We start from the raw sequence: 11,823 nt of genomic DNA on the forward strand, positions 1-11,823 counted from the left end.
TTCCGGCCATTGATCGGGTATGAAACGGTTTCTGACTTTGTCGCTGGTGTTGGCCGCGTGTTCGGCTGGCACGCCGCATTTCCGCGATGTTCCAGCCACCCGTATCGCTGTCAACGGCAGTGTGTTTGACGTGCGCGTGCGAGGAGAGTTGGCCGAGGCCGTGCGGATTAACACGCAATACGCCCCGCGTCTGGGCCCAATCCGCGATCGCGCAGCCCTTGCGATGGCACAGGTTTCGGGTTGCCCAATCCTTGATGTTCTGGGCGACGCGGCCGTCACGGTCGGCGTGTTGGGCTGTGACCGTCAGGCCGGTGAACGCCTGTTGCTGACCTCGATTTCTGTGCCAAATTACGAATGTATCGACTTTGGCACTTATGAAACTTTAGGTGACGGCGGTTATCAGGTCTTTGAGTGTACGCCCTACTGACACGGGCCGTGACCGGCGGAAATCAGCAAGATATTGTGGATAACTCTCGCCGATATCCCATATCCTGCGCAACCTCGTTGACTCGGCCCCAATCTGTTGCGCAGACTTCCAGATATAGGAATCATGGGACCCGTCGCCTTTGCGCTTTAGCAAACTCAAACTCACCGGCTTCAAAAGCTTTGTCGATCCGACCGACCTGATCATTGCGGACGGGTTGACCGGAGTTGTGGGTCCTAATGGCTGCGGCAAGTCCAATCTTCTGGAAGCGTTGCGTTGGGTGATGGGGGAAAACCGCCCCAAATCCATGCGCGGTGGTGCGATGGAGGATGTGATTTTTGCGGGGGCGGCCACACGTCCCGCCCGCAATTTTGCCGAAGTTGTTCTGACCATGGACAACTCGGAGCGGCTGGCCCCGTCAGGGTTCAACGAAACTGATCAGCTTGAGATCGTGCGCCGTATCACCCGTGATGTGGGCAGCGCCTATAAGACCAATGGCAAGGACGTACGGGCGCGTGATGTGCAGATGCTGTTCGCGGATGCATCGACCGGTGCGCATTCTCCCGCGCTTGTGGGTCAGAACCGCATTGCCGAATTGATCAACGCCAAACCCCGTGCGCGTCGGCGTATTCTGGAAGAGGCGGCTGGAATCTCCGGTCTGTATCAGCGTCGGCATGAGGCCGAGTTGAAGCTGAAAGGCACTGAATCCAACCTGACGCGCGTCGATGACGTGCTGGAACAGCTTGGAACGCAGCTTGCGCAGTTGGCCCGACAAGCACGGCAGGCCGCGCGCTATCGCGAGATTGGAGAACAGTTGCGGCAGGCCGAAGGGATGCTGCTGTATCGCCGCTGGAAAGAGGCTGACTTGGCCCGCCAGCAGGCAGAGGAAAAGCTGCGCGAGCGTATTACCGAGGCATCCCGCGCCGAGGCCGAAGCGCGTGAAGCGGCGGCCAAGCGTGCCGAGATTGAGGAAACTCTGCCCCCTCTGCGCGAGGAAGAGGCGATTGCCGCCGCCGTGTTGCAACGTCAGCAGGTGCAGCGCGATCAATTGGCCGATCAGGAAACCCGTGCACGGCAGACGATCGAAACCCTGACCAACCGTATTCAGCAATTGGGCAACGATATTGAGCGCGAGGCCGGTCTGAACCGCGACGCGGGTCAGATGATCGAACGGCTGGAGTGGGAGGCGAGAGAGCTTGCCAAGGCCGCCGAAGGACATGACGAGAAAGTCGCTGAAGCCGCCGAGATTGCGTGCGAGGCCGCGTCTGTCCTTCAGGACCGCGAGGATCACCTCTCGCAGGAAACCGAGGATATGGCTCGTCTTGTCGCCCGGCACCAATCGGCGCAGCGTTTGGTTGAGGACAGCCGCAAGACGCTGGCCCGGTCTGAGGGCGAAGAAGAAAAAGCCCGTGTCGCCGTGGATGAGGCCCGTGATGCACTGAGCCGCACAGCCGAGGCGTTCGAGGCCGCTCAGGTGGGTGAGGAAGAAGCCCGCGAAGCTGCCGAGGCCGCCGAAGAAGCGCTGGCCGCTGCGGATGAGTTGCGCACCGAAACGCAGGCGCGAGAGGCCGAGGCCCGTGCCCAGCGGTCCGAAGCCGAAGGTGAGCTTGGCGCGATCCGGGCCGAAACCGCGGCTCTTGCGAAACTGGTGGAGCGTGATACGGCCGAAGGCGGGCAGGTGCTTGACCTGCTGCGCGTGGCGCCGGGCTATGAAAAGGCGCTGGGTGCAGCGTTGGCCGATGACCTGCGCGCGCCGCTGGTCGAGGGCGACGGGCCGTCCGGCTGGGTTCAGGTTGCCGGATACGATGCCGATCAGCCCCTGCCAGACGGCGCAGAGCCGCTGGCGCTGCATGTCTCGGGGCCGGACCGTTTGAGCCGCCGGATTGCTCAGATCGGGTTGGTCGACGCAGAACAGGGCGCGCGGCTGCAAGCCTCGCTGCAACCGGGGCAACGTCTGGTGTCGCGCTCGGGTGATCTGTGGCGCTGGGACGGGTTCCGGGCTTGGGCCGAGGACGCGCCAAGCGCGGCTGCGCTACGGCTGGAGCAATTGAACAAGCTGGAAGCGCTGAAACAGGAACTGGCCCGGACCGAGGCGCAGGCCGATGGTGCACGCGCGGCGCATGAGGCCCTGTCGCAGCAACTGGCCGATGTCACCGAAGCGGATCGCCGGGCGCGAGAAGCCCGCCGTGCCGCCGATCAGCGTATGGCGGAAACCGCGCGGCAACTCAGCCGGGCTGAGGCCGACCGCAATCTGGCACAAGGCAAGCTTGAGACTTTGACCCTTGCTGTTGATCGCCACAAGGAAGACGCCATGTCCGCCCGTGCCCAACTGCGCGAGGCCGAGGGTGCGCTGACCGGTCTGGGTGATCTGGACAATGCCCGCGCGCAGGTTGAAGACATCAAGCAGACGGTCGAGGCCGCGCGGATCACTATGCTGACCCACCGCTCGACCCATGATGAGCTGCGCCGCGAAGGAGAGGCCCGAACCCGGCGCACGCAAGAGGTGACGAAAGACCTGAGCGGGTGGCGTCATCGTCTGGACAGTGCTGAAAAGCGGATTTCGGAACTGGCCGAGCGCAAGGAAAGCTCGGAAGACGAGCTGTCCGAAGCCATGGCCGCCCCCGGTGAAATTGCCGAGGCACGCGAAGAACTCAACGCGTTGATCGAAACGGCCGAAGCGCGTCGGGCCGAGGCTGCGGATAAGCTGGCTGAGGCTGAAACCCAGCAGCGCGAAGTTGTCATGGCCGAGCGGGATGCAGAACGCGTCGCGTCCGAAGCCCGTGAAACCCGAGCGGCTGCCGAGGCACGGTGTGATGCTGCAAAAGAAGGGGTAACCGCGGCGGCTGAACGTATTGCCGAGGATCAGCAACTGACCCCGAACCAGTTGTTGAACCAGTTGGATGTGAACCCCGACCAGATGCCTGCCGCCGATGCGCTGGAGGCTGAGGTCAACCGCCACAAACGCCAGCGCGACGCGATGGGTGCTGTGAACCTGCGCGCAGAAGAGGACGCCAAAGAAGTTCAGGAAGAATTCGACACGCTGAACTCTGAAAAGGCCGATTTGGAAGAGGCGATCAAGGCATTACGCAGTGGTATTGCCAGCCTCAACCGCGAAGGGCGCGAGCGTTTGCTGACCGCGTTTGAACAGGTGAACTCGAACTTCGCCATGCTGTTCAAGCATCTGTTCGGCGGCGGTGAGGCCAATCTGGTCATGGTCGAGAGCGATGACCCACTGGATGCAGGTCTGGAAATCATGTGCCAGCCGCCGGGTAAGAAGCTCTCGACGCTCAGCTTGCTGTCGGGTGGGGAGCAGACCCTTACCGCGACCGCGTTGATTTTTGGTGTTTTCCTCGCCAATCCCGCGCCGATCTGTGTGCTGGACGAGGTCGACGCGCCTTTGGATGACGCCAACGTGACGCGGTTCTGCGACCTGCTGGATGAGATGTGCCGCCAGACCGATACGCGGTTCCTGATCATCACTCACCACGCGGTGACGATGGCGCGGATGGACCGTCTGTTCGGCGTGACCATGCAGGAACAGGGCGTCAGCCAACTGGTTTCGGTCGATCTGAAGAAGGCCGAACAGATGGTCGCCTGACCGCTCACTGCATCGTGACGCCTGTTGCGGGTCTTTCACGATAGGGTCGCGGTATGACCCGATATCTGATCCTCGCCCTGCTGACTGCTGGCCCGGCCAGCGCCGCCGACTGGCCCACCAAGCCCGGAGACATCCCGCTGTCGCCCGAAGAGCTGAACGCGTTAGCGGGTCAAACCTTCACCTTCTACGATGACGGTCAGGCTGCATTCTCGGCCGGGGGTGCCTACTCCTATACCTACGCCAGCGGCGACGCGGCCTTTGGCACCTATTCCATCGCCGAAGACGGCAGCGTCTGTATCGCCTATCGCAACGGATTCAGTCGCTGTGATCTGTACGTGCGCAGTGGAGAACGCTTGATCCTGATTGATGAGAAAGGGGATCGGTATCCGGTCAGGCCGGAGTGACGGTGGAGATGAACCCTCGTGCGCTTTTTTCAATGGATGCTATGCGGGGTGAGACAGGATTTTGTTCTTACGCGCCTAAACAAAAAAAACGGAACCACATTCTTTTCCAGCTAAATTAATAGGCCAGGTTATTCTGGCTTCGATTGCGAGACAATTTGTGAGGGTCCCATGCGCTTAGTCCCACTTGTAGCCTGTACAATTGCTTTACTCTGTCTGTTTACCTTTTCTGCCCACTCTAACCCACTAAATAGGTGGCAAACTTCGTGCGGCGTTGACGCTGGGTCGATTGTGAAAAAGGGCAAGACCTATACTTTTAAGACAAGCTCTAATCAATGTCCGGGCGACGGCCCTCAATGGAAGCAACGTGCTGAGATCTATTCAGATCGTATCAAGCCAGACCAGAGGGGATCCTATCTGTTCTCAAGTACGATTTCCATGACGACAAACGCTCAGCAAAAGTGGGATATATTTCAAATCCATGACGGGCGAAGAAGTTGTGCCCCTCCGCTCAAAGTTTCTGTGCTTGGAAATGGCCATCTGGAACTTACTAGCGATGTAAACACCGGAACCGGCGAAGAAAATTGCATACGAGGTAAGCTTTCCAAATCTCACTCACCCCAAAAACTAAAACTCAACGGAACAACGCAAAAGCTGGATGTGCTAATTGAATTCACGGGTGAGGCTGGGTTTAGTGCGACGGTTTGGCTGGACGATAAAGTTCAATTGCAGGGAGCATATCAACCACCAAGTACACCCGGCGCATTTCAGTCAAAGTTCTTTTACTTCAAGCACGGCGTTTATTCACCCAAACGTTGGGACTATGTTTTGGTTTCGGAGGATTTGAGCGTCAAAAAAGTCAAAGTGAAATAGTGAATTAAGCACCTAAGATTAAAAGCTTACTATTGCCTAACGAAGAGTTTGACATCAAATCTGGGCGGCCGCTCCGAGCTCTAACCATGCAGGGCCTCACAACCGCCCCAGCAACTCCACCGTCGGCCACGCATCCGCAGGCAACCCCAGCCGTTGTTGCTCGGCCTGCACCGCCGCCCGCGTTCCGGCGCCCAAGATGCCGTCGATCTTGCCTACATCATACCCGCGCGCCTGAAGTTTGGTTTGTAGTTGCTTCATCTGCGCGCCTGTCAAACCCTGGGCTGGTTTCCCGGCGTCATAGATCTGCGCGCCCTCCAGACGCGTGCCGAAATAGGCGGCGGTCAGGACGTAGACAAAGCTCTGGTTCCATTCGAAATAGACGTCGAAATTGGGGTAGGCCAGAAACGCCGGACCCTTATGTCCTTGCGGCAGGATCAGTGACGCAGGCAAGTTGGCCAGCGAACCGCTACGGGCCTGTACGCCCATCGCCTGCCAGTCCGATACCGGGCGTGGTTTGCCCGGACCGGACAGGGACCAATCCATTTGGGCCGGAACCGTGACTTCCTGCAACCACGGCTGACCCGGTTGCCACCCAAGATGCGACAGCATTTTTGCGCCGGACATCAGCGCATCCGGGGCCGAGGTTTTCAGCGAAACCTTCCCGTCTCCGTCGCCGTCTACGCCATTGTCCAGAATATCCTGCGGCAGCATCTGAACCATGCCGATCTCACCCGCCCATGCGCCAGTCGTTCGGGCGGGATCGAAATTGCCCTGATCATATAGTTCCAACGCGGCAAAGATCTGGGGTCGGAACAGTTCGGGCCGGCGGCAATCATGGGCCAAGGTCACCAAAGCGTTGCGGGTATTGAAATCCCCCTGAACCGCGCCGTAGTCGGTTTCAAACGCCCAGAACGCCAGCAACACGCCGCGAGATACCCCATATTCCCGCTCAATTCGGTCAAAAACAGCGTCGTATTTGCGCGACATTGCCTGCCCGCGATCAATCCGGTTTTGCGAGATCAGGCGGCGTGAGAATTCAATGAACGGTTTCTGAAAGACGCCCTGTGCGCGGTCCGCTCTGAGTACGGCGCCATCCTGCTGAACACCTTGAAAGAAAGCATTGACGGTAGATGTATCAAAACCTTTGTCGACCGCCTCGGCCTTTAGCCCGTTCACAAAGGTATTGAACCCGCCCCCGCATTGGGCAAAGGCGGGTGTGCAGAGCAGGGTTGCTGCGAAAAGACCGGAAAGAAAACGCATGAGTAGGCACCGTCAGAGAATAAAGCTGAGCCCAGCCCACACCGACACGAGGCCCAGTGCAAGCCCCCAAACGGTCCACAGCATGTTGCATGCGCGGAAAACCTCCGGTGCACCGATCTCACGCGGGGCGTCGCCGTTGACCCATGCCAGATCCCGAAGCTCTCCATCATAGCTGCGCGGTCCGGCAAGGGCGACGTTCAGCGCGCGGGCCATGGCCGCCTCGGGCCAGCCTGCATTGGGAGAGATATGGCGGCGCGCGTCTGAGGTGATGGCCGGCCACTGCGCCCACTGACCCGACAGCGCGACGATCATGACGCTGGTCAGGCGGGCAGGGATCAGGTTCAGAACATCATCCAGACGGGCGGCGGCCCAACCGAACTCACGATATTTTTCCGAGCGGTAACCGATCATGCTGTCGGCGGTGTTGACCGCCTTGTAGATCAGCAGACCCGGCAGTCCGGCGACCAGAAACCAGAAGGCGGGCGCAATGACGCCGTCGCTCAGGTTTTCGGCAGCGCTTTCAATGGCCGACCGCGCGACCTGTGCCTCGGTCATGTCGCGTGTGTCCCGTGAGACGATCATGGCCACTTTCGCGCGCCCTTGGACAAGTGAGGCGTTCAGCCCCTCGGCCACATCGCGCACATGCGTCACAAGGGACTTCTGGGCCAAGAGAATGGCGCAGATCACAAGCTCAACCACGGGGCCAAGCATGGCCAGCGCGCCTCCGAGTATCATTGCGCCAATGACCAGCAGGATGACCACGGCGACTCCTTTCAGCCGCCGCTGCCCACCAGTGTTCAACCGCGTGTCCAACCAGCCGATGAGGGTGCCGATCATCACCGCCGGGTGCCTGATCCGGGACCACAGCCAATCCGGTTCCCCCAGCGCCGCGTCCAGACACATGGCGCAGACCAGCAGGAACGCTGTGCTCACAGCGCAGCCTCCAACCGAGCCCAGCCATTTGCAGGCGGAAGTCCCAGTCGCAGGTAGGTTTGCGAATAGGGGAAGATGCGGCTCCAGATATGCGCGCGGGCCAGACGGTCTTGCCAATCGGCGGCCTTGTCGACCTCATAAAGACGGAACAGCGTGGTTCCCCCGACTAGGCGCGCGGTCTTGCGTGTCAAAAGGGCATCCAGTCGGGCGGCATCCTTAGTCAGTCGCTGACGTGTGGCATCAGCCCAAGCGGTATCGGTCAGGGCCCGCTCTCCGATCCGCAGGGCGGGGCCGGAAACGGCCCAAGGTCCGGTCAGGTCGTTCAGGCGGGCAATCAGGTTCGGGTCGCCGATTGCGAAGCCAAGGCGTAGTCCCGCCAAGCCCCAGAACTTGCCAAAGCTTTTCAGCACGATCACGCCCGGTTTGGTCGCCAGATGGATCAAGGACGCCTTGGGGCTGACATCGCAAAAGCTCTCGTCGATTACGGTTAGTGGGGCATTTGCGTCGGCTTCGGTCCATATGCGCCCATCAGGGTTGTTCGGGTGCACGATGACGCGGGCCTCGGTCGGGCCGTCAGACTGAACTGCCCATCCATGCGCCGAAAACGCAGCGGCGTGTTCGTTATAGGTGGGCGGCGTGATGTGAACTCGCCCGCGCGGTGCAAGATCAGGAATGCGCGCAATCAGGGCGGACGCGCCCGGTGCAGGCAAAATATCGGCCCCGTCTGGCACGGACCAAAACCGCCGCGCGGCATTTGTGAGGCGCTCAAACGCACCGTGATCGGGAAGTGCGCTCCAATCCGAGGCCGTCAGACCCGCGACATCATAGGGATGCGGATTGATTCCGGTCGAAAGGTCCATCCAGTCGTCGCGTGTCCCACCATAGGATTCAATTGCCCCGTCGAGCCCCCCGCCATGATCTCGCTTGGATCGCGGGTTCAAGATATCGTTATGGGTCGTCATCGTTGCGCTCGTTGGAATCCCTGAATTTGGTCTGTTTCAAGCGGATTTTCGCCGTCGGCACAAGCAAATCCGCATGATCCGGAAACCCCGCAGATACCGTTAACACTTTGTTAAGGAAATAGCGTGATCACAAATTACAGGGGCCGGCACCGTTTGTTCTACCTTGTGCCGAGGTTGTTGCTGATGAATGTTTTGATTGTTGAGAGTAACCCCGATCTGGGTCGGGTCTGGAAAAGGCATCTCGAGCGCCAGGGCGCTGAGGTTACGCTTGTGACTGGACAAGAGGCCGCGATCCTCGCGCTCTATGGCGCAGAGTTTGACATCATCGTGCTGGACCTAGTGCTGGAAACCGGTAGCGCACTGGCCGTCGCCGATTTCGCCAGCTATCGCCGCCCCGAAGCGCGGGTGATTTTTGTCACCAACACCACGTTTTTCTCAGACGGGTCGATCTTTGCGCATAGCCCCAATGCCTGCGCCTATGTCCAAAGTGCTACGCCGCCAGAGGATCTGGCGGCGATGGTCGAACATTACGCGGCGGGGCGCTGACCGCGACCGTGCGGTTCCATGTAATCCAGCACGGGGTTCACCGGGATAATCCGGTGGGGATTTATGCTGTCGTGGCTGTAGTGATAGTGGCGCACGATATGGGGCATGTTCACTGTCTGAGCGACGCCGGGCCACTGATATAGCTCGCGGGTATGGGCCCATAAATTCGGGTAGTCGACCAGACGGCGTCGGTTGCACTTGAAGTGCAGATGATAGACCGGATCGAATCTGATCAGCGTCGTGAACAGTCTCCAATCCGCTTCTGTCATACGATCTCCCATCAGGTAGCGATGGGTGCTCAGGCGGTCTTCCAGCCAGTCCAGCGTGTCGAACAAGGGGCCAACGGCCGCGTCATAGGCTTGCTGACTGGTTGCGAACCCCGATTTGTACACGCCGTTGTTGACGTCAGAATAGATGCGCGGGTTCACCTCTTCGATCTCGTCGCGCATGGCCTCTGGCCAGTAATCGTCGGTGTTTCCAGTGATCCCGTCGAAGGCCGAGTTGAACATACGGATGATCTCGGAACTTTCGTTCGAGACAATGGTTTCCTGGGTTTTGTCCCAAAGAATTGGCACCGTTACGCGGCCCGAATAGCCGGGATCGGCCTTGGTATAGATCTGGTGGGCGAAATCCAACCCATAGAGCGCGTCCCCTGTGGCGCCGTGGTCGTCCGTCTCAAACGTCCAGCCTTTGTCCATCATGTCCGGGTGAACCACGGAAACCGAGATAAGGTCGGTCAGTCCCTTCAATTCGCGAAAGATCAACGTGCGGTGCGCCCATGGACAGGCCAGACTGACATAGAGGTGATAGCGATCCGGTTCAGCCTTGAATCCCCCCTTGCCGGACGGACCTGCGCTGCCATCTGCCGTAATCCAGTTGCGAAACTGCGCAGCACTGCGTTTGAATGCCCCGCCGGTGGACTTGGTGTCATACCATGTGTCGTGCCACTTGCCGTCGACCAACAGGCCCATGCTCTGATCCTCCGAATTGAGATTTCAAAGAACATAGGTGGTCGCCAGCGGGGTTCCTATCCGAGACGGCGCGCAGATTGCCTGCGTCTGTGCACACGTCCGGCTGGGATTTCCGTGCAACAGGTTGAAATCCGAACGCTCTTGGCGATCAGCTTTACTGGATTTTTACTTTCCGGCCCTCACAATAGGACTCTGCTGCGGGGGAAATTTGTAATGACGACTTATGTTTCAAAGGAAATTAGCGCCGAATTGGATGCGGCACGAATCGCCGGGTTGAAAAAGACAAGCCGACTTCGTGTCGAATTTGGCGACAATACATTCAAAATTTTAAGATTGTGGAAGGATGGCTTTACCGTCGAAGCCGAAACGACACCTCAGCTACGCGGTCTGGTCGATATCTATGATGGCGCAAATCACCTTTACCAGTGCCTGATCATCGCGGATCAGGACGAAGCTGGCGAGATGCGGTACGAGTTCAAGCGCAGCACCGCGGCCTCGGACAAGGCACCGCTGGATTTCTACCGCGATCCCGATGCTCCGATAGCCTTGCTGGGACACAAGGACTAAGCATTAGCCCAACGGATCATTCGTTGGGCTTGGATTTACTGCAAGTCCGAAAAGGCCTGTTTCAGCCTATTGCAAGCCTCTTCCACGCGGCTGCGCTGGGTTGCCAGATTGAACCGTTCAAACGTCTCGCCGCCCGGACCAAATCCGGGTCCGGGAGAGGTTGCGATCTTGGCATCCTCACGCAGACGGCGAATAAATTCGGGGTGGCCCATTCCGGTTCCCGAAAAATCAACCCAAGCCAGATATGTCGCCTGTAACGGCATGGACCAAAGGCCGGGAATTTCCGCAATCGCCGCGTCAAAGAGCTTTCGGTTACCGTCCAGATGCGCAACCTGTTCGTCGACCCAAGCGGCCCCCTCGGGCGAATAAGCCGCCATGATCATGGCCACGCCCAAAGCGCTGGGCGCATAGTCCAGCGTGTTTAGACGATGGACCATCGCCGCGCGCAGTTTCGGGTCGGGAATGATCATGTTGCCGGTGCGTTGACCAGCAATGTTGAACGTCTTTGAGGCCGCCGTCAGGGTCACCGTCCACGGGCGCGCATCAGGGGCGGCCACGTCCATCGGGACAAAGGTGTTGCCGGGATAGACCAGATCATGGTGGATCTCGTCGGACACCAGCACAAGCCCATTGCGTTCGGCAAAGGCTGCCACGGCGCGCAATTCATCCGCAGTCCAAACCCGGCCAGACGGGTTCTGCGGTGAACACCAGAGAAGCATCTTTTCTGACCCATCCAAGCGCGACTGCGCGTCGTCAAGATCAATGGTGTAACCGTCGCCCTCTCGCGCCAATGGGCATTCCACGACACGGCGACCGGATTTGTCCACCTTGTGGGCGAACTCATGATAGACGGGCGTGAAAATCACCACGCCGTCCCCCGGTTCGGTCCACACATCCAGACACAGCGCGATCGCGTTGCCCAGACCTTGCGAGGTCAGAACCCAGTCTGTGTCGATGTCCCACCCGTGACGGGTCTTCATCCACCATTGGACCGATGCCAGATAATCAGGGTGCGCCCAGGAATAGCCGAAAACACCGTGTTCTGCGGCCTTGCGAACGGCCTCAATGACGCAGGGTGCGCTGGGATAATCGGAATCTGCCGTCCACATCGCCAGCCCGTCCTGCGGCGACACGCCGTAGAGTTGCTCCATCTTGTCCCATTTTGAACTGTGAGTGCCCCGGCGGTCGATCAGGTCGTTGAAAGTCATGTCTTCTCCATCTGTCCGCAGGAAAGCTAGCTACAATTTTGACAGGTGCAAGGGGGGCGTTGCGGTGGGGCGAGTGATGG

General features: G+C 59.3%; 11 protein-coding genes. 6 read left to right on the top strand and 5 right to left on the bottom strand.

The window, feature by feature from the left end; translation table 11 throughout:
• Positions 1 to 19: 19 nt before the first annotated feature.
• The 4 genes from ACR0MS_RS15320 (at position 20) to ACR0MS_RS15335 (ending at position 5,296) form a co-directional block, all read left to right on the top strand.
• Positions 20 to 427 carry a hypothetical protein gene (locus tag ACR0MS_RS15320; protein ID WP_480574896.1) on the top strand — a complete coding sequence of 136 codons (408 nt, stop codon included), beginning with the start codon at positions 20 to 22 and terminating at the stop codon, positions 425 to 427.
• Positions 428 to 566: 139 nt separating this feature from the next.
• The gene (locus tag ACR0MS_RS15325; RefSeq protein WP_480574893.1) at positions 567 to 4,022 is read left to right on the top strand and encodes a chromosome segregation SMC family protein; all 3,456 of its coding nucleotides are present in this window, start codon (positions 567 to 569) and stop codon (positions 4,020 to 4,022) included.
• A gap of 53 nt (positions 4,023 to 4,075) precedes the next feature.
• Entirely contained in the window at positions 4,076 to 4,426 is a 351-nt protein-coding gene (locus ACR0MS_RS15330) for a hypothetical protein (protein WP_480574890.1), read from the top strand.
• 288 nt (positions 4,427 to 4,714) lie between these two features.
• On the top strand, positions 4,715 to 5,296 hold the full coding sequence (locus ACR0MS_RS15335; RefSeq protein WP_480574887.1) for a polysaccharide lyase family protein: 582 nt from the start codon (positions 4,715 to 4,717) through the stop codon (positions 5,294 to 5,296).
• A gap of 96 nt (positions 5,297 to 5,392) precedes the next feature.
• Here the strand turns inward: ACR0MS_RS15335 and ACR0MS_RS15340 are convergent, their stop codons facing one another.
• From ACR0MS_RS15340 to cobD, 3 genes are read right to left on the bottom strand one after another with little or no spacing between them, the layout of a single operon-like run.
• Positions 5,393 to 6,556 carry a lytic murein transglycosylase gene (locus ACR0MS_RS15340; protein WP_480574884.1) on the bottom strand — a complete coding sequence of 388 codons (1,164 nt, stop codon included), beginning with the start codon at positions 6,554 to 6,556 and terminating at the stop codon, positions 5,393 to 5,395.
• A gap of 12 nt (positions 6,557 to 6,568) precedes the next feature.
• Positions 6,569 to 7,489 (bottom strand): adenosylcobinamide-phosphate synthase CbiB, encoded by a 921-nt coding sequence (gene cbiB / locus ACR0MS_RS15345; RefSeq protein ID WP_480574881.1) that lies wholly within the window; start codon positions 7,487 to 7,489, stop codon positions 6,569 to 6,571.
• A complete protein-coding gene (cobD, locus tag ACR0MS_RS15350; RefSeq protein ID WP_480574878.1) occupies positions 7,486 to 8,451 on the bottom strand; it encodes a threonine-phosphate decarboxylase CobD in 966 nt (321 codons plus the stop codon). The genes cbiB and cobD overlap by 4 nt, the downstream gene beginning before the upstream one ends.
• Before the next feature lie 183 nt (positions 8,452 to 8,634).
• Between cobD and ACR0MS_RS15355 the strand changes: the two genes are divergently transcribed.
• Positions 8,635 to 8,997 carry a response regulator transcription factor gene (locus ACR0MS_RS15355; RefSeq protein WP_480574875.1) on the top strand — a complete coding sequence of 121 codons (363 nt, stop codon included), beginning with the start codon at positions 8,635 to 8,637 and terminating at the stop codon, positions 8,995 to 8,997.
• Here the strand turns inward: ACR0MS_RS15355 and ACR0MS_RS15360 are convergent.
• The gene (locus ACR0MS_RS15360; protein ID WP_480574872.1) at positions 8,979 to 9,968 is read right to left on the bottom strand and encodes a glutathione S-transferase family protein; all 990 of its coding nucleotides are present in this window, start codon (positions 9,966 to 9,968) and stop codon (positions 8,979 to 8,981) included. The genes ACR0MS_RS15355 and ACR0MS_RS15360 overlap by 19 nt on opposite strands.
• A 213-nt stretch (positions 9,969 to 10,181) precedes the next feature.
• Here ACR0MS_RS15360 and ACR0MS_RS15365 point away from each other — a divergent pair, with 213 nt between their 5' ends.
• Positions 10,182 to 10,535: a hypothetical protein gene (locus ACR0MS_RS15365; protein WP_480574869.1), complete on the top strand. Its 354-nt coding sequence runs from the start codon at positions 10,182 to 10,184 to the stop codon at positions 10,533 to 10,535.
• Between the two features lie 35 nt (positions 10,536 to 10,570).
• Here the strand turns inward: ACR0MS_RS15365 and ACR0MS_RS15370 are convergent, their stop codons facing one another.
• Entirely contained in the window at positions 10,571 to 11,743 is a 1,173-nt protein-coding gene (locus ACR0MS_RS15370; protein WP_480574866.1) for a MalY/PatB family protein, read from the bottom strand.
• Between the last annotated feature and the right edge of the window lie 80 nt (positions 11,744 to 11,823).

Source organism: Ruegeria sp. CJ2 (assembly GCF_056536745.1).